Origin of the sequence: Planococcus donghaensis MPA1U2 (assembly GCF_000189395.1) — a bacterium.
Classification (GTDB): domain Bacteria; phylum Bacillota; class Bacilli; order Bacillales_A; family Planococcaceae; genus Planococcus; species Planococcus donghaensis_B.
In genome coordinates this window covers 35,501-58,437 of sequence record NZ_AEPB01000022.1, presented here as the reverse complement: position 1 = coordinate 58,437, position 22,937 = coordinate 35,501, and the positions used below count along the sequence as shown (strand labels likewise).

Annotated in this window: 20 protein-coding genes and 1 pseudogene; 4 read left to right on the top strand and 17 right to left on the bottom strand. The window is 40.8% G+C overall.

What is annotated here, in order from left to right; all coding sequences use genetic code 11:
- Positions 1-81: 81 nt before the first annotated feature.
- Both GPDM_RS06245 and GPDM_RS06240 read right to left on the bottom strand, forming a co-directional pair.
- Positions 82-654 (bottom strand): DUF3221 domain-containing protein, encoded by a 573-nt coding sequence (locus GPDM_RS06245; protein WP_008430020.1) that lies wholly within the window; start codon positions 652-654, stop codon positions 82-84.
- A gap of 93 nt (positions 655-747) precedes the next feature.
- Positions 748-1,695 carry an MBL fold metallo-hydrolase gene (locus GPDM_RS06240; RefSeq protein WP_008430019.1) on the bottom strand — a complete coding sequence of 316 codons (948 nt, stop codon included), beginning with the start codon at positions 1,693-1,695 and terminating at the stop codon, positions 748-750.
- 365 nt (positions 1,696-2,060) lie between these two features.
- Here GPDM_RS06240 and proC point away from each other — a divergent pair, with 365 nt between their 5' ends.
- Positions 2,061-2,870 carry a pyrroline-5-carboxylate reductase gene (proC, locus tag GPDM_RS06235; RefSeq protein ID WP_192806496.1) on the top strand — a complete coding sequence of 270 codons (810 nt, stop codon included), beginning with the start codon at positions 2,061-2,063 and terminating at the stop codon, positions 2,868-2,870.
- A 48-nt stretch (positions 2,871-2,918) separates the two neighbouring features.
- A complete protein-coding gene (gene namA / locus GPDM_RS06230) occupies positions 2,919-3,935 on the top strand; it encodes an NADPH dehydrogenase NamA (RefSeq protein ID WP_008430017.1) in 1,017 nt (338 codons plus the stop codon).
- 403 nt (positions 3,936-4,338) lie between these two features.
- On the opposite strand, the gene rnz is transcribed toward namA, so the two are convergent.
- The gene (gene rnz / locus GPDM_RS06225) at positions 4,339-5,283 is read right to left on the bottom strand and encodes a ribonuclease Z (protein ID WP_008430015.1); all 945 of its coding nucleotides are present in this window, start codon (positions 5,281-5,283) and stop codon (positions 4,339-4,341) included.
- 7 nt (positions 5,284-5,290) lie between these two features.
- Positions 5,291-6,526: a DNA polymerase IV gene (locus tag GPDM_RS06220; RefSeq protein WP_039863015.1), complete on the bottom strand. Its 1,236-nt coding sequence runs from the start codon at positions 6,524-6,526 to the stop codon at positions 5,291-5,293.
- Between the two features lie 197 nt (positions 6,527-6,723).
- Here GPDM_RS06220 and GPDM_RS06215 point away from each other — a divergent pair, with 197 nt between their 5' ends.
- On the top strand, positions 6,724-7,089 hold the full coding sequence (locus GPDM_RS06215) for a DUF5412 domain-containing protein (protein ID WP_008430012.1): 366 nt from the start codon (positions 6,724-6,726) through the stop codon (positions 7,087-7,089).
- Positions 7,090-7,154: 65 nt separating this feature from the next.
- On the opposite strand, the gene GPDM_RS06210 is transcribed toward GPDM_RS06215, so the two are convergent.
- From GPDM_RS06210 to mce, 4 genes are all read right to left on the bottom strand, one after another.
- Entirely contained in the window at positions 7,155-7,679 is a 525-nt protein-coding gene (locus GPDM_RS06210; protein WP_008430011.1) for a hypothetical protein, read from the bottom strand.
- Between the two features lie 149 nt (positions 7,680-7,828).
- Complete coding sequence (locus tag GPDM_RS06205) at positions 7,829-8,947, bottom strand: M20/M25/M40 family metallo-hydrolase (protein ID WP_008430010.1); 1,119 nt, start codon at positions 8,945-8,947, stop codon at positions 7,829-7,831.
- 21 nt (positions 8,948-8,968) lie between these two features.
- On the bottom strand, positions 8,969-10,510 hold the full coding sequence (locus GPDM_RS06200) for an acyl-CoA carboxylase subunit beta (protein ID WP_008430009.1): 1,542 nt from the start codon (positions 10,508-10,510) through the stop codon (positions 8,969-8,971).
- 15 nt (positions 10,511-10,525) lie between these two features.
- Positions 10,526-10,924, bottom strand: coding sequence for a methylmalonyl-CoA epimerase (gene mce / locus GPDM_RS06195; RefSeq protein WP_008430008.1), 399 nt, complete (start codon positions 10,922-10,924; stop codon positions 10,526-10,528).
- Between the two features lie 167 nt (positions 10,925-11,091).
- Here mce and prli42 point away from each other — a divergent pair, with 167 nt between their 5' ends.
- Positions 11,092-11,187: a stressosome-associated protein Prli42 gene (gene prli42, locus GPDM_RS16630; RefSeq protein ID WP_008430007.1), complete on the top strand. Its 96-nt coding sequence runs from the start codon at positions 11,092-11,094 to the stop codon at positions 11,185-11,187.
- A 104-nt stretch (positions 11,188-11,291) separates the two neighbouring features.
- Here prli42 and GPDM_RS06190 read toward each other — a convergent pair whose 3' ends face one another.
- From GPDM_RS06190 to lpdA, 9 genes and pseudogenes are all read right to left on the bottom strand, one after another.
- Entirely contained in the window at positions 11,292-12,284 is a 993-nt protein-coding gene (locus GPDM_RS06190) for an aromatic acid exporter family protein (RefSeq protein ID WP_008430006.1), read from the bottom strand.
- Positions 12,285-12,339: 55 nt separating this feature from the next.
- Complete coding sequence (locus GPDM_RS06185) at positions 12,340-12,780, bottom strand: BrxA/BrxB family bacilliredoxin (protein ID WP_008430005.1); 441 nt, start codon at positions 12,778-12,780, stop codon at positions 12,340-12,342.
- Positions 12,781-12,845: 65 nt separating this feature from the next.
- The gene (meaB, locus tag GPDM_RS06180) at positions 12,846-13,913 is read right to left on the bottom strand and encodes a methylmalonyl Co-A mutase-associated GTPase MeaB (protein ID WP_008430004.1); all 1,068 of its coding nucleotides are present in this window, start codon (positions 13,911-13,913) and stop codon (positions 12,846-12,848) included.
- A complete protein-coding gene (scpA, locus tag GPDM_RS06175) occupies positions 13,913-16,060 on the bottom strand; it encodes a methylmalonyl-CoA mutase (protein ID WP_008430003.1) in 2,148 nt (715 codons plus the stop codon). Before scpA ends, meaB begins: the two co-directional genes overlap by 1 nt.
- Positions 16,060-17,754 (bottom strand): methylmalonyl-CoA mutase family protein, encoded by a 1,695-nt coding sequence (locus GPDM_RS06170; protein ID WP_008430002.1) that lies wholly within the window; start codon positions 17,752-17,754, stop codon positions 16,060-16,062. Before GPDM_RS06170 ends, scpA begins: the two co-directional genes overlap by 1 nt.
- Positions 17,755-17,851: 97 nt before the next feature.
- A complete protein-coding gene (locus GPDM_RS06165) occupies positions 17,852-19,159 on the bottom strand; it encodes a dihydrolipoamide acetyltransferase family protein (RefSeq protein WP_008430001.1) in 1,308 nt (435 codons plus the stop codon).
- A 325-nt stretch (positions 19,160-19,484) separates the two neighbouring features.
- Positions 19,485-20,468, bottom strand: a complete 984-nt coding sequence (locus GPDM_RS06160; RefSeq protein WP_008430000.1) for an alpha-ketoacid dehydrogenase subunit beta — start codon at positions 20,466-20,468, stop codon at positions 19,485-19,487.
- The gene (locus GPDM_RS06155) at positions 20,468-21,472 is read right to left on the bottom strand and encodes a thiamine pyrophosphate-dependent dehydrogenase E1 component subunit alpha (RefSeq protein WP_008429999.1); all 1,005 of its coding nucleotides are present in this window, start codon (positions 21,470-21,472) and stop codon (positions 20,468-20,470) included. Before GPDM_RS06155 ends, GPDM_RS06160 begins: the two co-directional genes overlap by 1 nt.
- A 13-nt stretch (positions 21,473-21,485) precedes the next feature.
- Positions 21,486-22,914, bottom strand: a pseudogene (gene lpdA / locus GPDM_RS06150) (dihydrolipoyl dehydrogenase).
- Positions 22,915-22,937: the final 23 nt, after the last annotated feature.

The window sequence follows — 22,937 nt, the reverse complement described above, 5'->3', positions numbered from 1 at the left end:
ATAATATCATGGATATTTAACAAGCGCAAGAGAAACGACTATAAATTTTTATAAAAAAAAAGCAGCCGCGGCTGCTTCTCGTTATTTTTCACTTGGTTCTCCACCAATGGTGTACTCATGTGTATCAAGATCGATCCGAACTTCGGACATTTCGCCCGTTTCCATATTGCTGAATAAAAAGCCGATTTCGTTATCGCGAACTATTGGTTGTCCCATCATAATCAAACGTGACAATTGTTCTTCGTTTATAAATGCTTCAAGCGCATCTGCTTGTTTAACAGATTCTTCATCTATTAGAATGGTAATCGTTTCAGCTTCTCCTTGCATAGGAAACGATTCAGCTAATGGTCCATTATAATCCATGCTGACTTTCATACCGGTACGAATATCTCGAATCACACCTTCAGTTGTTTCAGCGCCATCGCTTAGTTGAACTTTAACATCTTCTGGAATGCTAAAATAAATATTGTTAACGAGAACACTTTCCCCACTAACTTGTGTGATAAATCCTTCTTCCGTCATGCTTTTTTGTTCAACTGCCATTTCTGCTTTATCCGGATCTTCTGTTTCATCCGGTCCCGCTGGTTCAGTTTCTTCATTTGAACATGCTGCTAGCAATAATGCACTTGCTAAAAATAAACCCCATTTTTTCAAAGCTACCCAATCCTTTTCTTGTATAGTCGTGGTGTACACATTCTTCACTTAATTTTACCTGTTACATAGTCTAGTTGCAATTGAGAGCTTAACTTATGCTTTACTATAGTAGAAAATGCCATCGTCACCCATTCGTTCAACAAGTAACCCGTCTTCTAATAAATAATCAATTTGACCAATTGTTTCAGATAAAGTTAAACCAAGTTCTTTTTCATAAGCGTGTGCAAACAAGTCTTTTGTTAGTTCATAAACAGTTCGCTCTTCTTCGCCTATTAAACCGAGTGCTTTCATTGCCCGTTGATGCTGTTTCGCTAAGCGCGTGGTGATCAATTCATGAGCATTGTATACTTCTTCACCGTGGCCACTATAAATCACGTCAACTGGCATTGTTAATAAACGACTGAGGGATGCATTGTATTGAAGCAAAGATTTTGGCCGTCCTGCTGTTGGATCTAATGGCGGTTCTATAAGCGGATTAGACGATACTTTTGCGATGACATGGTCCCCTCCAATCATTTCACCTGTTTTGCTGTTCCAAAACGATAGATGGCTTTGGGCATGTCCCAATGTCTCAAGAACTTGCCAATCTGGATGCCCTGGCAATACATCTCCTTCATTAATTGTCTTATCAAGTGGACGATTGCCCATTAAGTTTAACGGTCGTTTCATTTTCTTAACCCAAAATTGCAAATCGCCTGGAACTCCTTCTTCTTTTAACCGCTCCAAGTAAAATGCATCGTGATAGTCAAAGAATTGTTGGTCACGGCGCAGCCACGGATCGTTGTATGGATGACCGTATAGTTTGGCATTTTCAAAACCATCAATCCACCCTGCGTGATCTGGGTGATGATGCGTTAACACCACTTGTTCCACATCTTCAGGTTCGGCTCCAAATTCTTTTAATCCAGCTTTAATGGCGAGCCATGCTTCTGGCGTTTTAGGTCCAGCATCGATTAACGTCAGCATGTCTCCTTTTATTAAATACGAATTCACGTCTCCTACCGCAAAAGGTGTCGGAATAATAATCTTATGTAAACTCACACTATCAGCCCCTTAAAATGAATCACTATTCATCTATCATACATGGAAAATTCCGTGCCGTCACTTCTTGAGGTTATTTGACAAAGCCCTGCTTTATCCTCTATAATTTAATAACATATGTGAGCGAAGATAAAGATCAGTACACAAAGTGAAGGTGTAAAGAGAGTGTTGCTATAGCTGAAATGCGCACCCCCTCTCCTTTGTCGAACCTGCTTTTGAGCTGCCGTGAAAACACGGCCGTCTGTCCGCGTTATGGATATCGAGTGGTGTCTTTATGGCAAACTTAGGTGGTACCGCGGAAACAGAGCGTTTTCGTCCTTGTATAACAGGGACGAATGCGCTTTTTATTTTGAGGAAAGAGAGTGATGAATATGAAAATCGTTTGTGTAGGAGCCGGATCAATGGCCGAGTCTATGATTCATGGCTGGATTAATAAACGCATTATGAAACCAGAAGAAATTTCGGTGATGAACAAATCAGATCAAGACCGTCTAGAATTTTTAAGTGACGAATATGGCGTAAATATCGTTTGCCAAGAAAAAACCGAATTAAAAGATGCAAACTTCATTTTGTTGGCAATGAAGCCAAAAGATGTAGAGGTTGCACTTAGCGGGATAAAAGACAAATTAACTGGCAATACCGTAATCGTATCTGTTGCAGCAGGTGTCTCAATCGACACAATCCAAAAACATGTGGGTGATTTCCCCGTTGCGCGTGCGATGCCAAATACTTCTGCAAAAATCGGTAAATCTGCGACAGGTGTTGCCTGGAGCAAACATGTATCTCTTGAACAGCAACATGAACTGCGTAAGTTATTGTCTTCAATCGGTGGTGTCACAGTTGTTGAAGAAGAACAATTACATGCAGTAACCGGTGTTGCGGGAAGTGGACCTGCCTATATCTATTATTTTGCAGAAGCCATGACTGAAGCGGCTATCGCCAATGGTTTATCAAATGCGGATGCAAAAAAATTGGTGCGCCAAACTTTTGCTGGGGCAGCTGAAATGCTCCAACAAGAAGATTTCGCAGAATTGCGCCAAAAAGTGACAAGTCCAAATGGCACTACGGCTGCTGGCCTCAATTCTTTAGCAGAAAACAACTTTAAAGATATTGTTAATCAATGTGTAACAAGTGCTGCGGAGAGATCAAAAGAGCTTGGAAAAGAATTTAAATAAATCTTTCTGTATACTTTATAGTTGTATCTACTAGAAGGAGGACAGTACATGGCTAAGTTATTTGAACCATTCGAGATAAAAGAAACTGTTTTTAAAAACCGGATTGTTATGGCACCGATGTGCATGTATCAAAGTGACAAAGAAGATGGACAAGTAACTGACTGGCACCGTATCCACTACCCAACACGGGCAGTTGGAGGTATCGGTCTAATTATTACCGAAGCGACAGCAGTTCAACCTCAAGGCCGTATTTCTGCAAGAGATCTTGGCATTTGGGATGATGCTCATATTGAAGGTCAATCCGAAATAGTTCGTTTAATGAAACAAAGCGGAGCTAAAACAGGAATTCAATTGGCGCATGCCGGGAGAAAAGCTACTGTTGATGGCAATATCTATTCAGCAAGCGCGCTTGCTTTTGATGATAGTTATAAATTACCGAAAGAAATGTCTTCTCAAGACATTGAAGAAACCATAGAAGCTTTTCAACTTGGAGCAATTCGGGCAAAAAAAGCAGGATTTGATGTGATTGAACTTCACGGTGCACATGGCTATCTACTCAACCAGTTTTTATCTCCTTTAACGAATCAGCGAACAGATGAATATGGTGGCAGTGCTGAAAACCGCTACCGATTATTAGGAAAAGTGATTGATGCAGTAAATGAAGTTTGGGACGGCCCGTTATTTGTCCGTATCTCAGCTCATGACTACAGTGAAGGCGGCATGACTGCCGATCAATATGTAGAAATGTGTCAATGGATGAAACAACAAGGCGTCGACTTGGTTGATGTTAGCTCAGGAGCTGTTGTCCCCGCTCGCATTCCAGTATTCCCTGGCTATCAAGTGCCTTTTGCTGAAACCATCAAAAAAGAGACACCAATCGCAACAGGTGCCGTTGGTTTGATCACTAGTCCGTTGCATGCAGAAGAAATTCTTCAAAACGATCGTGCGGATATGGTCTTCCTAGCCCGCGAACTGCTTCGCGATCCTTATTGGGCATATACAGCTGCTAAAGAGCTAAACGCTGAAATAACCGCTCCAGAGCCGTATAAGCGCGGTTGGCTATAAGGCAGTTGCAAAATGCTTCAAATTTAGTATACTTAAGATAACGCAAAAAACCGAATGCTTTCGCATTCGGCCAGCTGTATGCCGCTACGAGAGCGGTTGGCTGGAATACAGGCTTAAAAAGTAACCGTCATTCCACGCCACATGGGACGGTTATTTTTTTTTGTTAATGACCAAAATCATGGAAACGACAAGTGTTAATGCGCTAATCGTTAATCCGATACTCGTAAATACGAGACCGAATGATTCGGCAATGGTCATGTTACCACCCCCTTTCCTCGGGAATGGCCAAACCGCCCTCATACAGCTGTAACTTTATTTTATCACAAAAGGAACATATGTTCTATTATTTCCAGAAATAATTTTGCTTTTATCCAAAAAAAGCCATCTATTTAAGATGACTTCCTCATTTTTTCCTTATTTTTTTCTCTTGTTGTAGCCATTCAAATTCTGCAAAATCATGTGCAATAAATCCTCTCGGATGTTTTTCTTTCATTTGCTTTAATAAAAACTTTTCATCTTCAGGTAAAAAACGAGCACTAATGTGATTCATGATTAACGTATTCGCTCCTGCTAGTCGAGCAGTTTCAGCAGCGTCATAGACAGTTGCATGACCATATTCTGCCGCCATTTTTTTAGCAGTTGCGTCAAAAGTTGCTTCGTGTACTAACACATCTGCACCGCGACCTAATTCTACTGCGGTTTTACAAAAACGCGTGTCGCCTAAAATCGTCATTACAAATCCGGGTTGTTCAGGTTCTGTTACGTCACCACTCCGCACCCACTGACCATCGGCAAGCTCGATGTCTTGTCCTGTTTTTAGCTTTGCCAATAACGGGCCTTTAGGGACACCAAGAGACAAGGCTTTGTTGATAAGCAGTTTTGGTGGTAATGGTTTTTGTGTAATACGAAATCCGTAAGATGGAATTACATGATCTAATAAACGCGTTTCCACTGTCATCAATTCGTCTTCAAATATCATTCCTTCAGATAGTTCGTGGTAAACAATCGGATACGTTAAATGAGTTCGACTAAGTGTTAACGTCATTTGGATATATTCTTTAATGCCTACAGGTCCATAAATTTCAAGTGGCTCTTCACCTGCTTGAAATGACCGAGATCCAAGCAAACCAGGTAAGCCAAAAATATGATCGCCGTGCATATGTGTAATAAAGATTTTTTCAATCTTGCGCGGTTTTACTGTAGTCCGAAGAATTTGATGTTGTGTTGCTTCGCCACAGTCAAACAACCAAACGGTTCCCCGTTCTTCAAGCAATTTCAGTACAAGTGCGGAAGTGTTCCGTTGTTTAGAAGGCATTCCCGCTCCAGTACCTAGAAATAATAACTGCATACTTTCCCTACTTTCTTTCGTGATCATCCAAAAAATCTTTACTAAAACTTGTTTTTGAATCGTAGTTGGTTTTTTTTATTTTGGTGCCTCGTGTCAAAACACTTTTTCCGAATCGACTTTCAAGTTTAGCCATTAAATCTAGAATCGGTTCTTCTTTTACATGATCTTGAAAATTAAAGATCGATAATTGTTCGGTCATATCGCCTTTACTTGCCACATTAGATACCGTTACTCCAATCAACCGTAACGCTTCCCCGTTCCAATGTTTAGTGAACAATTGCCATGCCGTTCGTTGTATGTCGTCAGCTTTCCAAACCGTATTGTTTAAAGTGATGCTGCGTGTTCTGTTTTTCCAATCCGAACTACGTGTTTGAATACTAACAGTGGACCCGGCTAATTCTTTCGCTTCTAAACGATTGGCCACTTTCTCACTAAGTTGACGAAACAATGCTCTTAAACTTTGTTCATTTGTTTCATCTACTGGCAAAGTAGTCGACGTTCCCACACTTTTTGTGTCGTAAATGGAATCTGGGTCTACTGGACGGTCGTCAATTCCATTTGCTCGCTCTCTGAGGCGCAAGCCGTTTTTTCCCATTTTTTCTTTGATCAAGCCTTCGTTGGCAGTAGCTAACTCACCAATTGTTTCGATTTTTAAGCTTTTTAAACGTGCAGCTGTACTGTCACCAATCCCGTGCATCTCGATGACGGACTTTGGCCACAGCAAATCTTGGATACTACGCTTACGCAATACAGTAATTCCCATTGGTTTTTTCATGTCAGATGCTGTTTTAGCCAAAAACTTATTCGGTGCAATGCCGATTGAGCAAGGCAAGTCCAAGTCCGCCAACAGCCGTTGCTGGATTTCATCCGCAATTTCCAATGCATGACGCGTTTCGATCAATTCGGTTACGTCGACATAGCCTTCATCAATAGACACCGGTTCCACTAAATCCGTATATGTACGTAAAATTTCAAACATCGCTTTTGATGCCGCTCGGTACCGTTCAAAATTTGGTGGCAGCAACAACAGCTCAGGAAATTTCCGTTTCGCTTCATGTACTTGCATCGTCGTATAAATGCCATGTGCTCTTGCTTCGTAAGAGCATGTGACAATAATCCCTTTTCGCTCTTTCGGATTTCCCGCAATGGCAATCGCTTTTCCTTTTAATTCTGGATTATGCGACTGTTCAACAGAAGCATAAAAACTATTCATATCAATATGAAATATCACTCTGCTTGCCATAGCACTGTCTCTCATTTCCTTTTCTTTTAGTGTATCAAAAAAAGAGAGAACATACATCCTGATGGATTCCATTTCCAATCGAAAAAGCATAAAGAAAGAATGGTTAAAAACCTAAAAAGCATTTTGGATTTTCTACGTATTTTAAAAAGAAAAGAACTTAACTTTGTTTTTATCGTTTTAATTAAAGAGGTGACAAAATGAAGAAGATTTTACTCATAAGTTTAAGTGGATTCTTAATTATTTTAGGGTTACTAGGATACGGAATTTATTGGGCCTTTTTTGATATGCAGAGATTGCCAGAAGGGCGTTTTCTAACGGAAGCCGTTTCGCCAGATGGCGACTACACAGTTCGAGCCTATGTTACGGATGGCGGAGGTGCAACGGTCGCTTTTTCGGTTCGAGCTGAGTTGGTTTTTAATGACGAAGATAAAAGAAAGAAAAATATTTACTGGGCATATAGAGAAGAAACAGCTACCATCAATTGGATCGACAATAACACTGTAGAAATTAATGGCCGTCATTTAAATGTTCCAACTGAAAAATACGATTTTAGAAATAACTAACACATAAAAAAGCGTATTGAAAAAAACCTTATGAAAGATTCTTTATCAATAACGCTTTTTGTGTGTTAATCTCCTGAACTTTGTTCTACTGTTTCGAACATTCTTGAAAACACCTCTTGGATATTTTCTTCGTTCTCTTCATCATTGTATAAACCGTACCGTCCTGTTCTTTGTTCATTATTAGGTGTGTGCAAAAAGCTTGTTGCATAGTAATCATGATCAGGAATTTCTTTTGCATCTTCATAACTTAAAGCTGCATCCGTAAAAGGATATGCACCTTTGTTATTTCCAATGAAAAAGAAAGGTTTGTGTGTTTCTGTATAAATTGACGCGTACTGACTTTCAGCAGCGTTTAACAGGCTTTCTTCCATAACAAAAACAGCATCATATTTTCTTAACTCTTTTTCATTAAACTCCTCAAATGTAATTTCCTGAAAATCCACTTGCTGTTCTTTAACTTCTGGTGCTTTTCCTAATACTGCAATGCTTAAAGCTTTTCCATCATACTGTTCAAATTCTGGTTTTGGCGAACATCCAACTATCAAGAAAACTAAACTTGCCACCAAAAAGACTTGTCTAATTGTGATCATAATCGTTTACCACTCCTAAATGTGTAAATTCTTCTTTTAATTATGTAAACTCAATTAGCGTATTAAAAAACCAACAAATCCATTTGCAATTTGTTGGTTTTTTGTAGTTTAACTATACACCCTGTTTTTTCCCATCATCACTCTATTATTTACTTATGTGTTGACTCTTTCACAATCTCAACCAATAATTCGGTCAATTTTTCGAGTTCTTCGATTGGCATACGTTCATTTTTAGTATGAATTTCTTCGTAGCCAACACAAAGATTGACGGTCGGAACCCCAAAACCGTTGAATATGTTTGCATCACTGCCTCCACCACTTGTCAAAATAGGAGACGGACGTCCAATATTAGCTGCAGCTTTTTGGGCAATTTCCACAACAGGATCCATATCATCAAAATGGAAACCTGGGTACATTAATTGCACTTTTGTTTCTGCACGTCCTCCCAAATTTTCAGCCACTTGTTCAAAAACTGATTCCATATGAATGGTTTGGGTTGCTAATTTGTCTTCGCTAATTGAACGAGCTTCCGATAAAATACGGACTTCGTCACAAACAATGTTCGTCGCGCCGCCACCTTCAAAATGTCCAATATTCGCAGTTGTTTCTTCATCGATCCGCCCTAGCGTCATTTTAGCGATAGCTTTTGCAGCGATACTGATTGCTGAAATGCCTTTTTCAGGTGCTACTCCTGCATGAGCTGTTTTGCCGTAAATGGTCGTCCACAGTTTTGCTTGGTTTGGGGCAGCTGTTACAATTCCGCCTACCTTGCCATCACTGTCTACTGCATAGCCATACTTGGCAATTAGTAAAGAAGAGTCTAACTCTTTTGCCCCAACTAAACCACTTTCTTCTCCAGCCGTAATAACCAATTGAATATCACCATGCGGAATTTCTTGCTCTTGGAGCACACGAATCATTTCAAATAAAGCAGCGATACCGGCTTTATCATCCGCTCCTAAAATAGTTGTTCCATCCGAATAAACATAGCCATCACGAATTTCAGGTTTAACGCCAACTCCCGGCGTTACTGTATCCATATGAACTGTAAAGTAGATAGCCGGAACTTCACTTAAGCTACCACGTAAGGTCGCAATAATATTTCCTGCGCCATGCCCAGTTACTGCAGCAGATTCATCAATTACTACATGAAAACCCATTGCTTCAAGTTTAGTTTGCAATATAGCCGAAATTGGCCCTTCATGTTTTGTTTCTGAATCGATTTGAACTAGTTCTAAAAATTCATTGATCAATCGTTCGTTATTCATCTAAAACACTCCTTCTATATCTTACAGTGGCATATTGCCGTGTTTTTTTGCAGGTCGTGTATCTTTTTTATTGCGCATCATTTCTAATGCTTGGATCAATTTAATCTGCGTTTCGCGTGGATCGATCACATCATCGACCATTCCTCTTGCAGCCGCAACATATGGATTCGCAAATTTCACACGGTATTCTTCAATTTTTGCTGCGCGTGTTTCTTCTGGGTTTTCGCTTGCGGCAATTTCACGTGCAAAAATAATATTGGCTGCTCCATTAGGTCCCATAACCGCGATTTCAGCATTTGGCCATGAATAAACCAAATCAGCTCCAATAGACTTAGAGTTTAACGCGACATAAGCTCCGCCATAAGCTTTTCGTAAAATAACCGTCATTTTAGGAACAGTTGCTTCTGAATAAGCATATAAGATTTTTGCCCCGTGACGAATAATTCCGCCATGTTCTTGTTTAATTCCAGGGAAGAATCCAGTCACATCTTCAAATGTGATCAATGGGATGTTAAACGAATCACAGAATCGGATAAAGCGCGCTGCCTTATCAGAAGAATCTATATCAAGTCCGCCCGCCATTACTTTTGGTTGGTTACACACTAATCCAACGGTTTCGCCTTTAATGCGAGCGAGACCAATGACAATGTTACGTGCAAACTCTGGTTGCACTTCCATAAAGCTATCTTTGTCCACTACTTGGTCGACTACTTTACGCACATCATAAGGACGAATTGCTTCAAAAGGCACGACATCTGCTAAATCAGGACGATAATCGTCTTCATCTCCACCTTCAAGACGAGGAGGCATTTCCGTATTATTTTGTGGCAAGTAGCTAATCAATTGACGAACCATTTCAAGCACTTTTTGTTCTGAGTCTCCTCGGAAATGTGCATTCCCGCTAATTGCTGTATGTACTCTTGACCCACCGAGATCTTCAGAAGATATTTTTTCGCCAGTTACTGTTTCGATAACTTTAGGTCCCGTAATAAACATTTGACTCGTTTTATCAACCATAAAGACAAAATCTGTAATCGCTGGTGAATAAACCGCTCCACCGGCAGAAGGCCCCATAATTACTGAGATTTGTGGGATAACGCCCGAATAAATCGAGTTGCGGTAAAAAATTTGACCATAGCCATCAAGTGATAAGACACCTTCTTGAATACGTGCGCCACCTGAATCGTTTAAGCCGATAAACGGTGCACCATTACGAGCTGCTAAATCCATAACATTGGCAATTTTTTTCGCATGCATTTCCCCTAAAGCTCCACCAAAAACCGTAAAGTCTTGAGAAAACAAGTAAATCGGTCTACCGTTTACTTTCCCGTATCCTGTAACAACCCCTTCACCAGGTCCTTTAGCCATGCCGAAATCAGTTGTGCGATGTTCTACAAATGGACTTAGCTCTACAAATGAACCTTCATCAAGCAATAAATCAATACGTTCACGTGCTGTTAGTTTGCCTTTTTCGTGTTGCTTGTCGATGCGTTCTTCGCCACCCCCAAGTTCAATCTCACGTTTGCGATCATATAACTCATTAATTCGTTCGTAAATATCCATTTTCCCCACTCCTAATCACTCTTTTTCACAAAGTTCGTATAATACCCCGTTCGATGATTTTGGATGCAAAAAGGCCACCATTGCTCCACCAGCTCCAGGTTTCGGCTTGTCGTTTAATAGTTGTACACCTTTTTCACGTAATTCTTCCATTCGCTCTTCAATGCCAACGACTCCAAAAGCAATATGATGAATGCCTTCGCCTTTTTTCTCTAAAAATTTGAAGATAGCGCTTTCTTCAGCCATTGGTTCGAGCAATTCCAATTTGACGTTGCCCGCATCAATAAATGCCACACGCACTTTTTGAGATTCTACTTCTTCAATTTTCATAAGTGGGAGGCCGAGCGTATCCGTGTAATAAGGAAGGACAGCATTCAAATCCCGTACAGCAATTCCGATATGATCTACTTTTTTCATCCCATTTTCACTTCCTTTTTTGACTTCTCTCTTATTGTACAGATTCGCCGCCAAAAACTCTAGCTGTTCGTGAATATTCGGAAACCTACAGCGTGTCTCTTCAATTTCCCACGAATCTATGATATGATTTGCTCAATAGATTTGTTTGATAAAGGAGTTTATCACTAATGAGAAACGCTGCATTCCGTAAGTTTATTGTTTATGCAATGATTGCTATTATGTTGTTATCAAGCTTTATGTTTGGCTTGAGCTTTGTACTTTAATAAGTAAAAAAAGGACATTCCGAAAAATTCGGAATGTCCTTTTTTAGTTTGTAACGGCTGCTTCCACTTTTCTAGTGGCTAGCTCCTCGGGTCATAAGTCAGAGCTAAACAGGCACTTCCGCTTTTCTTGTATGAAACCCTTTGTAGGATTGTTTGATTTCTAGATAGGCTTCCATTTCGTGAATGACTTGATATAACTCAGCCATTGCTAAGAATTTTTCGTGGCTATCAGGAAGAGGCAACTCGGCAAAGTTTTCTTTTACTTTATCCAGCTTTGAAATATAACGATAAGCGGTATTGCCTGAGTGTACATGTTCCGATAAATCTTCTAAAAAATCAGCGACTAAGTCGGTTTGATCGACAATAGCCGGCAAAGCCGTAATTTTTGGTAGGATGCGCTCGATAATTTCAAGCTGCTGTTCGCGCATTTCGAAATAATGATAGTATTTGTTATCGTGACGCGTAATGTGATTTTCTACATCTTGATAGGCAAGTGCTTTTGCTTTTTCTAATAACTTTCTCGCTTCCATCAATTCCTTGCCGCTCCACAACGAGTCTCTTTCACGTAAGTAAACGACAATTTCTCGGAAAATAGAGGCGTACAATCCTTCAATTTCATAGCGATAATTTTCCAGTTTTTTCTCGATACTCGGCATATACATATTCACCGCTAATGCAGTACCAAATCCAATCACCATTAAAGCTATTTCGTTAGTTAACAAGTCAAAACTTAGCTGTTTAGCATCGTAAATATGCATCAAAATAACGGAGCTCGAGACGAACCCATCTTGAAATCGTAAAGTAACCAGTAAAGGAATAAAAAGAACAATTAGCACACCAATAATAATTGGGTGATAGGCGATTCCTTCAAAAAAGATGAGTGCATAAACAATACCGATTAAACTGGCGATAAAACGAGAAAACGCCGCACGAATTGATTTTTTCTTTGTGGGTTGAATGCAAAGAATCGTCAAAATTCCGGCAGATACATAATAATCGAGTTGCAACAATTGCGCTAAATAAATAGCTATTGCTACACCTAACGCGGTTTTCATTGTGCGATACCCAATTGAAAATGGCTTTAAATTCAGTTTCATTGTCCCCTCCAACTATTGACATGAAAAAAATGCCCCTATTAAGAGGCATTTCTTGTTAAACTTCGTCGCAATGCTGTTCGAAAATTGCTTGAATATGTGTAATAACAGACATTGGATCATGACCTTCAATTTCGTGACGACCAATTTCATCAACCATTTTTCCATCTTTTAAGAAAACGAAAGACGGCGAAGATGGTAAGTGATCATCACCAAAAATTGCACGTGCTTGAGCAGTTGCTTCTTTATCTTGTCCGGCAAAAACCGTAAACAAGTTATCTGGGCGTTTGTCGTAATGAATCGAATGCAATGCAGCTGGACGAGCAATACCGCCGGCACATCCACATACAGAGTTAATCATTACTAAGCTCGTTCCTTCTTTAGTTAAAGCTTCGTTCACATCTTCAGCTGTTTCCAACTGTGTATATCCACCATCAATCAATTCCTGGCGCGCTTGTGTAGCTATATCATTCATCAGGAAGTTAAAGTCCATGCTCATCAAATACCACTCCTTATTAGTGCTTTCTTAATCATAGCAGGTGTTTAGCAGACTTGCAAAAAAGCCTACTCAAAAAGTCGCACAATCGCTTGAGCTACTGTCAACTCGTCATCAAGCACTTGTTTTTCTAGTACTTTAACCAGCTCTCTACGACTGGCATCATCAAAAAAGCGGCTATGAAGCTCATCTGTAATCATGGAGCGGAACCAATCTTTTGTCTGTTCCTGTCGGCGTTTTTTCCAGTATCCACTCGCTTTTACTGCCGTTTCAAACTCTTGAATCAGCTCCCAAACATCAGGTATGCCGGTACTATCAATAGAAGAAGCAGCAATCGGTTTAGTCGTCCAGCTTTCTGTCGCAGGTTGTAGAAAATGCAGCATTTGTTTGTATTCCGCAACGGTTTTTTTCGCTAAACGTGCGTTTTCGCCGTCTGCTTTATGAACTACAATCGCATCTGCTAATTCTAATATTCCTTTTTTCATGCCTTGCAGTTCGTCACCAGCTCCTGTTAAAACAAGCAACAGGAACATGTCGACCATACCACGTACTAAAGTTTCACTTTGACCGACACCTACTGTTTCCACCAAAATAATATCATATCCCGCTGCTTCACACAGCAACATTGTTTCACGCGTTTTCTTATGCACACCACCGAGTGTCCCGGCAGTTGGTGAGGGCCTGATAAAAGCTTTCGGGTTACGTGCAAGCTGCTCCATACGGGTTTTGTCGCCTAGTATACTGCCACCCGTTAGTGAAGAGCTTGGATCAATCGCTAGCACTGCTACCCGATGACCAAGACTCGTTAACATTTCACCAAAGGTTTCAATAAACGTACTTTTCCCCGCTCCTGGTACACCGGTTATACCAAGACGTAAACTATTACCCGTGTCAGGCAGTAATTGATTTAATAGTTCTTGGCCATTTTGTTTGTGTTCAGGATTTGAACTTTCTAGTAAAGTTATTGCTTTTCCCAGATATAAACGCGATCCACTTTTGACCCCTTTTGCAATTTCTTGAATATCCAGTTTACCGGAATCGGGTTTTTTAAACTTTTTCCGTGGCAAAGTTTTCATGCCATCATGCGCTTCATGAACACCTTCCATTACACGCCTGGAGTTTTTTTCGTGGCTCATCAGTCTGCCACTTCCTCATAACCAAGTTGCACATAGATTTCTTCAATTACTTTCTGTGCAGCAACGGGAATTACTGTACCTGGACCAAAAATAGCACTCGCTCCATTATTACGTAAAAACTCGTAGTCTTGTGCAGGAATAACCCCACCCACCACAATCAATATATCTTCTCGACCAATTTTTGCAAGTTCTGCTTTTAAGTCTGGCACTAGTGTCATGTGACCTGCCGCTAGTGAGCTCACGCCAATAACATGCACATCATTTTCCACTGCTTGCTGAGCTGTTTCTGCAGGTGTTTGGAACAACGGTCCAATATCCACGTCAAAGCCCAAGTCCGCAAATGCCGTCGCAATGACTTTTGCTCCGCGATCATGACCATCTTGACCCATTTTCGCAATCAAAATACGTGGACGACGTCCTTCGTTTTCGATAAAGTCTTCGGTCATTTCTTTCACGATTTCCATTTCTTGCTGATTAGAGAAATTCGAACTATAAACGCCACTCACTGAACGAATCACCGCCTTATGTCTTCCAGATGCTTTTTCAATAGCATCGGAGATTTCGCCAAGAGATGCTCGGAAACGGGCTGCTTCAATAGCATAAGCTAAAATATTATCTTTTCCACTTTGTGCGGCTTGTGTTAATTTTTCTAGCGCAGCTGCCACTTTTTCGTTATCTCGATTGGCTTTCATGTGCTCTAAGCGTTCGATTTGTGTTTTACGAACCATCGTATTATCAATATTTAAAATATCAATCGGATCTTCTTGATCTAAACGGTATCGGTTCACACCGATAATGGTTTCTTCATTTGAGTCGATTTGCGCTTGTTTTTTCGCTGCAGCTTCTTCAATACGCATTTTTGGTAAGCCCGTTTCAATTGCTTTTGCCATGCCGCCAAGTTCTTCAACTTCTTCGATCAATTCCCACGCTTTATCTACCAACTCTTTTGTTAGTGATTCGACATAATACGATCCACCCCACGGGTCAATCACATTCGTCATCATGGTTTCTTCTTGAAGAAATAATTGCGTGTTACGTGCAATTCGTGCTGAAAAATCAGTTGGCAACGCAATTGCTTCGTCAAGTGCATTGGTATGAAGTGATTGCGTATGACCCATAGCTGCTGCATTTGCTTCAATTAACGTGCGCGTAACGTTATTAAATGGATCTTGCTCGGTTAAACTCCAGCCCGATGTTTGTGAATGCGTTCGTAAAGCAAGGGCTTTGTCATTTTTCGGATCGAATGTCTTCATCATTTTCGCCCAAATTTCACGTCCTGCACGCATTTTGGCAACTTCCATGAAATAGTTCATCCCAATGCCCCAGAAGAACGATAAGCGCGGTGCAAAATGATCAATATCAATCCCTGCTGCAAGACCTGTTCGGACGTATTCTAAGCCATCTGCAAGTGTATAAGCTAACTCGAGGTCTGCTGTTGCTCCTGCTTCTTGAATATGGTAACCCGAAATTGAAATTGAGTTGAATTTCGGCATATGAGTGGATGTGTATTTAAAAATATCCGCAATGATTTGCATCGACATGGCCGGTGGATAAATATATGTGTTGCGAACCATATATTCTTTTAAAATATCGTTTTGAATTGTTCCTGCCAACTTGTCTGGAGATACTCCTTGTTCCTCAGCCGCTACGATAAAGAATGCCATAATTGGCACAACCGCACCGTTCATTGTCATAGAAACTGACATTTGATCTAACGGAATGCCATCAAACAAAATTTTCATATCTTCCACACTATCAATAGCAACGCCAGCTTTCCCAACATCGCCTACTACTCGTTCATGATCTGAATCATAGCCGCGATGCGTCGCTAAATCGAATGCCACGGACAAACCCTTTTGTCCCATCGCTAAATTGCGGCGATAAAAAGCGTTACTTTCTTCTGCTGTTGAAAATCCCGCATATTGGCGCACCGTCCATGGCCGTGATACGTACATTGTCGGATAAGGTCCACGTAAATTAGGCGCAAATCCTGGCATACTTTCTTCTAGAAATTCAGTATCGTCTTTTGTATAGATTTGCTTAATGTCGATGCCTTCATTTGTCGTGAAAGCATTTTTGTGTTCAAATGATTTTGTTGCAGTAGCTAAATCAGTTAACGTTATTTTGGAAAAATCGGGCTTAGTCATTATTGCGCCTCCTTTCCTAATGCAAGAATTTTCTCAAGCTTAGAAGTGATGTGTTTACCCGAATAGATTGTGTCTTTAATACCGAATTGTTGCCATTCGGCTAATTGTTCTTTCGGGTATTTACCGGCAAGATCAATGTTTACTTGCGTATTTAATTTTGGAACCAAGTTAGCGATAGCTTCTTTCGATCCGCATAGTACGGCATAGTCCAGGTTTTCATTTGCTAAAAACTGATTGATTTCTTCAGCTGTCTGCAAATGTCCACTTACTTTCGCTTCAACTCCGCCAACTGCAAGAAATCCAGATACAAAATCCACTTGAGCTTTTATATTTTTTAACGGTTCCACTAAAATAATTGCAGATTTTAAGTTTGTCGCTTTGCTTTGTGCACGAAGCTTTTCAAAAGGCGTCGCTAATCGTTTGGCTGTCATATATTCGATGTGACCATCATCTGTTTTAATATTTTTTACGGTTTCTTGTGGATTCGCATAAATATTTGTGCCAATAAGCGATTGTTTACGTGTTGCTACATTTTTTTCTCGCTCGATCCATTTTGCTTGAATATCGTCTGTCAGCCACCCAGATTTAACAGCTTCAGAATAGCCACCAATATTTTCGATTTCCAAGAAATAATTCCATGCTGCTTCAACATATTCTTTCGTTAATGTTTCGATAAAATAAGATCCTGCAGAAGGGTCTACTACATGCGATACATGTGCTTCTTCTTTTATCACGAGCTGCACATTACGCGCAATGCGTCGACTTGATAAATCGGGCTCTGTTAAAAAGTCATGCGGATGAACCGTATGCGCATCTGTCCCACCAAGAACTGCTGCAAACGTTGAGTTTCCTGCGCGTAACAAATTGACATAAGGATCAAGCTTCGAATATGAACGAACAGAGGTTTCTGTATATATTGGAAGCGTCGGCGTTTCACCTCCGTAGGCAGAACAAAAAGTTTGCCACAATACGCGGAATGCGCGCAATTTAGCAATTTCTTGGAAAAATTGCGTGTCTACTGCAAAACGAATCCATGTATTTTTAGCGCTTTCAGTAAAGTTCACATCAACCATTTGTTCTGACAAAATACTCAGTGCGACTCCTAGTTCATGTACCGCTGTTCCGCCAGCGTGATGTATCGGAATGGTATCTACTAGTTGTGTACGCACGTTTTCTGGTGCGTTAACGGGTTCTTCTGAAAAAATAACCCCTTGTAACTGGGCAAGTTTTTCTGGCGCGATAAAATCAAACACTCGCAGCACATCTTGGTCATCTCCCGACAATTTAAAGTAAAGTGGGTAGTCTACAAGGAGTTGAGCCAATTCATTTAGTTGTTCGTCTGTCCATTCAAATTTTCGGAAACCAGAATAAACGACAGTTTCATTTCCACGGGAAAGATCGTCTTTCATTAAGTTCAAGTATTCTGCTGCAGAGTCTGCTGTCACTTCTTGAGACACGAGCCAACTCGATTGATGCTTGCCATGTTGTATAGCTGCTACTTGAGCAGGTACATAGCTACCCAATCCATCGAGCATATCTTTTGTATATAAAGGTTCAAGCGTGACATCTTCAATTGTAGGCGTTTTCAAAGTTTCTTCAAAAGGCTTTCCTTTAATCGCTTTTTCAGCTGCTTGTTGCCATTCACTATATGTATGAGTTGGAAATTTTGTGTTTTTCATCGATTCGATTGTCAAACTATTCCCTCCTTAAAGGCTATCTACTTTCATTTTACCCGACTAGGCGCAGACATTAAAGAAAAAAAAGCTTGAAGTCCGAAGACTCCAGCTTTTCTTAATAAACAGATGTATTTTCTTTTGACATGTTTTCTAAAATTTCTTTAACACGTGCTAAAAACTGACCGCAAACAAGTCCGTCAAGAACACGGTGATCTAGTGATAAACAAAGGTTAACCATATCACGTGCAGCAATCATTCCGTTGTCCATAATGACAGGACGTTTAACGATTGACTCGACTTGCATAATGGCAGCTTGTGGATGATTGATAATCCCCATCGACTGAACAGAACCAAATGAGCCCGTGTTGTTAACCGTAAATGTTCCACCTTGCATATCCGCAGACTTCAATTTACCTGAACGTGCTTTAAGCGCCAGTTCGTTTACTTCTTTGCCGATTCCTTTTACTGATTTTTCATCAGAATTTTTGATAACCGGAACAAATAGTGCACTATCAGAAGCTACAGCGATTGAAATATTGATATCTTTTTTCTGGATAATTTTATCGCCAGCCCACATAGAATTCATCATTGGGAATTCTTTTAACGCTTGTGAAACAGCTTTAACGAAGAATGCGAAATACGTAATGTTAAAGCCTTCTTTTTTCTTGAATTCGCCTTTAATGGAATCACGGTATTGAACTAGGTTTGTTACATCTACTTCAATCATCATCCATGCATGCGGTGCTTCGTGTTTGCTTTTCAGCATGTTCGCCGCAATTGCTTTACGTACGCCAGAGACTGGAATTTCGATATCGCCAGGCGCGCTTTCAATTGGAGCAGAAGCAGCTTTTGGTGCAGCAGGAGCTGAAGTCTGAGCTGGTTGCTCTTGTTGAGCGGGAGCTGTATCTGCAGCCGGTGCATCTCCAGCTTTTGGTATGTTGCCGCTGTCGATCAATTTCATTAAATCTTTACGCGTGATGCGGCCTTCGTTTCCTGAGCCTTCTACTTGCGCTAAATCAATGTCGTTGTCTTGAGCTAGACGCAACACAGCTGGTGAGTAACGTCCTTTTGCTCCAGATGGTTTTGCAGGAGTTGAAGAAATTTTTGCCTCTTCTTTATTACTTGCTGGTGCTTTTTCTTCTGTCGCAGGCTTTTCTTCAGCTGCTGGCTTAGAACCGCCACCTTCAACTTCGATCGTACAAACGATTTCACCTACTGCTAACGTTTCACCTTCTGAAGCAATCAATTCTTTAATAATTCCTGTAAAAGAAGATGGAACTTCCGCTGTTACTTTATCTGTATTAACTTCAGCAAGCGGGTCGTATTTATTTACATGGTCGCCTGGCTGGACGAGCCACTTTTCAATTGTTCCTTCTGTAACACTTTCGCCCAACTGAGGCATTTTTATGTTTTCAATAGCCAAGGGATTTCCTCCTTTACTTGATCGAACGGTTTTGTAAGTGCGCCTTATGCCCGTCGAATCTACATGGGCGCTTACGCTTTTTTTGTCTAGCTTAACCGGCCAACTCCTCGGGTCATAAGCCTCCCTGGCTGGGCGGCAAAAAGCGCCGCTTCGCCAGTGCGTCTTATGCCTGTCGGAGCTGGGCGGCCGGTTCAACTTTCTTTTTGTCTAGCTTTACCGGCCAACTCCTCGGGTCATAAGCCACTCTGGCTGTGCGGCAAAGAGCGCCGCTTCGCCAGTGCGTCTTATGCCTGTCGGAGCTGAGCGGCCGGTTCAACTTTTCTTTTTAAAACTCTGCTAGTTCTTTCATTGCTTTTTCTACTTTGTCTGGGTTGATCATGAAGAATTTTTCCATAGTTGGTGCGTATGCCATTGCTGGAATATCGGGTCCAGCTAGACGTTTAATAGGAGCGTCTAAGTCGAATAGGCAGTTTTCAGCGATAATCGCTGCTACTTCTCCGATGATGCTTCCTTCTTTGTTATCTTCTGTCACTAAAAGCACTTTACCTGTTTTCTTCGCAGCTTCGATAATACCTTCTTTATCCAATGGATAAATTGTGCGTAAGTCTAAAACATGCGCAGAAATACCATCTTCAGCTAAACGTTCTGCTGCTTGAAGCGCAAAGTGAACTGCTAAACCGTAAGTGATAACTGTAATATCTTCACCTTCGCGTTTCACGTCTGCTTTACCGATTTCAATTGTGTAATCTTCTTCTGGCACTTCTCCTTTAATCAGACGATATGCACGTTTATGTTCAAAGAACATGACCGGATCTTCGTCGCGAATTGCTGCTTTTAGAAGACCTTTCGCATCATATGGTGTAGACGGGATTACAATTTTCAATCCAGGCTGGTTTGCAAATACCGCTTCTACAGACTGTGAATGATAAAGAGCCCCGTGAACACCGCCGCCAAATGGTGCGCGAAAAACAATAGGACAGCTCCAGTCGTTGTTTGAACGGTAACGAATACGGGAAGCTTCAGAAATAATTTGGTTTACAGCAGGCATAATAAAATCCGCAAATTGCATTTCTGCAATCGGACGTAAACCATACATCGCAGCTCCAATTCCGACACCAGCAATTGCTGATTCCGCAAGTGGTGTATCTAATACGCGATCTTCTCCAAATTGATCATACAGGCCTTGAGTCGCTTTAAAAACTCCACCTTTTTTACCAACGTCTTCTCCGAGAACAAAGACGTTTTCGTCACGCTCCATTTCTTCTTTCATGGCAAGCGTGATGGCATCTATATAAGACATAATAGCCATTATTCGTCTCCTCCTTCTTCGGCATAGACATATTTCATCGCATGTTCTGGTTCTGCATACGGTGCTTCTTCTGCATAATCCGTTGCTTCGTTGACAATCACCATGATGCGATCATTAATTTCTTTTTCAAGTTCATCGTTCATCACACCGTTTTCTTTCAAATAAGCACCAAATGTCAAAATTGGATCTGTTGACTTTTGCGCTGCCAATTCGTCTGCTGAACGGTATTGACGATGATCATCATCTGAAGAGTGAGCAGTCATTCGTTCAGAAACCGTTTCGATCAAGCTCGGGCCTTCACCGCGACGCGCACGATCAGCTGCTTCTTTAACATGCTTGTAAACTTCAATTGGATCGTTTCCGTCAATTGTCACACCTGGCATTCCGTAACCAATTGCACGATCAGAAACGTTTTTACAAGCTAGTTGACGTTCTACTGGAACTGAAATTGCGTATTTATTGTTTTCAACCATAATAATAACTGGCAATTTATGTACACCAGCAAAGTTCATGCCTTCATGGAAATCGCCTTGGTTAGAAGAACCTTCTCCAAGTGTTGTGAATGTAATGAAATCTTTTTTCTTCATTTTTCCTGCTAACGCAACGCCTACTGCATGTGGCAATTGTGTTGTTACAGGTGAAGAACCTGTCAAAATCCGGTTGCTTTTTTGACCAAAGTGACCAGGCATTTGACGGCCACCTGAGTTCGGGTCTTCTGCTTTAGCAAAAGCTGAAAGCATCAATTCTTTTGGCGTCATACCAAAATGAAGAACCACGCCGATATCACGGTAGTAAGGCGCGATATAATCTTTTGAGTTATCTAGTGCAAATGCTGCGCCAACTTGAGCCGCTTCTTGCCCTTGACAAGAAATTACGAAAGGAATTTTACCTGCTCGGTTTAATAACCACATGCGCTCATCTACGCGACGAGCCATTAACATCGTTTCATACATTTTTAAAACATCTTCATTTGTCAAACCAATTTCTTCGTGTTTTGTAGCCATTATATTTCCCCCTTTAACTGTGGATTGCTTTTCCGTCAACTGCCAATGCCGCTTCGCCCATTACTTCTGAAAGTGTCGGGTGCGGATGAATTGTTTCAGCGATTTCCCATGGAGTTGCGTCCAACACCATCGCTAGACCTGCTTCCGAAATCATATCTGTTACGTGCGGACCTATCATGTGCACGCCAAGAATATCATTCGTTTCTTTGTCTGCAATAATTTTAACAAATCCATCAGACTCTCCATACACCAATGCTTTACCAATTGCTTTAAAAGAAAATTTCCCAACTTTAACATCGTGTCCTTTTTCTTTTGCTTGGTCTTCTGTAATACCAACACTTGCTGCTTCTGGACTTGAATAAATGCAGCGAGACACTAAGTCATAATTCATCGCATGTGGATTGTTGCCTTTAATGTGCTCGATCGCTGTGATGCCTTCATGTGAAGCAACATGCGCCAATTGAAGGCCCCCAATCACATCACCGATTGCGTAAATATGAGACTCTTTCGTTTGGAAGGATTTTTTCACTTGAATAAAGCCTTTTTCAACAATAATATCTGTGTTTTCAATGCCGATATTTTCAACATTCGCTTGACGGCCTACAGAAACGAGCATTTTTTCAGCAGAAAAACTTTCGTTTTTTCCATTGATTTCAGCTTGAATCGTTACGCCATTTTCACCTGTTTCCAAAGTATCCGCCATTACTTTTGCACTTGTTGCAAACTTAATGCCTTTTTTCTTCAACAGTTTCAACATTTCTTTTGAAATGTCTTTGTCTTCTGTCGGAATAATACGATCTGCATATTCAATAACAGTTACATCTACACCGAAATCATTGAGCATGGATGCCCATTCAATTCCGATAACACCGCCACCCACAATTAAAATAGATTGTGGCAAAGTTTCCATTTTCAATGCTTCATCTGAAGTCATAACAAATTCGCCGTCAATTGTTAACCCTGGCAATGTGCGAGGGCGTGAACCTGTAGCGATAATCACGTTATTCGGGATCAGCATTTCGTTTTCTTCTCCATTTTTCATTTCAACAGAAATAGTTCCTGCATTTGGAGAAAAGATCGATGGTCCAAGAATTCTTCCAATGCCTTCGTATACATCAATTTTGCCTTTTTTTCATTAATCCTTGCACACCTGCATGCAATTGATCCACTATGCTTTGTTTACGCTGTTGGACACGCGAGAAATCTAGTGTTACTTCCCCAGTTTGCACGCCAAAGTCAGCTGCGTGATTTTTTGTTGTTGAATATACTTCCGCACTGCGAAGCAAAGCTTTACTTGGAATACACCCTCTATGTAAGCACGTTCCACCAAGTTCACTTTTTTCAACGATTGCTGTTTTTAATCCAAGTTGCGCTGAGCGAATTGCAGCTACATAACCGCCTGTTCCGCCACCTAAAATAACAACATCATAATTTTGAGCCATAGATTTATCCCCCTTTATCAATT

Excerpts from the sequence above, each read along its gene's own strand:
- GPDM_RS06160 (WP_008430000.1), bottom strand. The coding sequence starts at position 20,468 with ATGGCTATTATGTCTTATATAGATGCCATCACGCTTGCCATGAAAGAA.
- GPDM_RS06220 (WP_039863015.1), bottom strand. The coding sequence starts at position 6,526 with ATGGCAAGCAGAGTGATATTTCATATTGATATGAATAGTTTTTATGCT.
- GPDM_RS06210 (WP_008430011.1), bottom strand. The coding sequence starts at position 7,679 with ATGATCACAATTAGACAAGTCTTTTTGGTGGCAAGTTTAGTTTTCTTG.
- prli42 (WP_008430007.1), top strand. The coding sequence starts at position 11,092 with ATGAGAAACGCTGCATTCCGTAAGTTTATTGTTTATGCAATGATTGCT.
- scpA (WP_008430003.1), bottom strand. The coding sequence starts at position 16,060 with ATGACTAAGCCCGATTTTTCCAAAATAACGTTAACTGATTTAGCTACT.
- meaB (WP_008430004.1), bottom strand. The coding sequence starts at position 13,913 with ATGAGCCACGAAAAAAACTCCAGGCGTGTAATGGAAGGTGTTCATGAA.
- GPDM_RS06205 (WP_008430010.1), bottom strand. The coding sequence starts at position 8,947 with ATGAATAACGAACGATTGATCAATGAATTTTTAGAACTAGTTCAAATC.
- namA (WP_008430017.1), top strand. The coding sequence starts at position 2,919 with ATGGCTAAGTTATTTGAACCATTCGAGATAAAAGAAACTGTTTTTAAA.
- mce (WP_008430008.1), bottom strand. The coding sequence starts at position 10,924 with ATGAAAAAAGTAGATCATATCGGAATTGCTGTACGGGATTTGAATGCT.
- GPDM_RS06190 (WP_008430006.1), bottom strand. The coding sequence starts at position 12,284 with ATGAAACTGAATTTAAAGCCATTTTCAATTGGGTATCGCACAATGAAA.
- GPDM_RS06185 (WP_008430005.1), bottom strand. The coding sequence starts at position 12,780 with ATGAGCATGGACTTTAACTTCCTGATGAATGATATAGCTACACAAGCG.
- GPDM_RS06200 (WP_008430009.1), bottom strand. The coding sequence starts at position 10,510 with ATGGATATTTACGAACGAATTAATGAGTTATATGATCGCAAACGTGAG.
- GPDM_RS06215 (WP_008430012.1), top strand. The coding sequence starts at position 6,724 with ATGAAGAAGATTTTACTCATAAGTTTAAGTGGATTCTTAATTATTTTA.
- GPDM_RS06155 (WP_008429999.1), bottom strand. The coding sequence starts at position 21,472 with ATGGCTACAAAACACGAAGAAATTGGTTTGACAAATGAAGATGTTTTA.
- rnz (WP_008430015.1), bottom strand. The coding sequence starts at position 5,283 with ATGCAGTTATTATTTCTAGGTACTGGAGCGGGAATGCCTTCTAAACAA.
- proC (WP_192806496.1), top strand. The coding sequence starts at position 2,061 with ATGAATATGAAAATCGTTTGTGTAGGAGCCGGATCAATGGCCGAGTCT.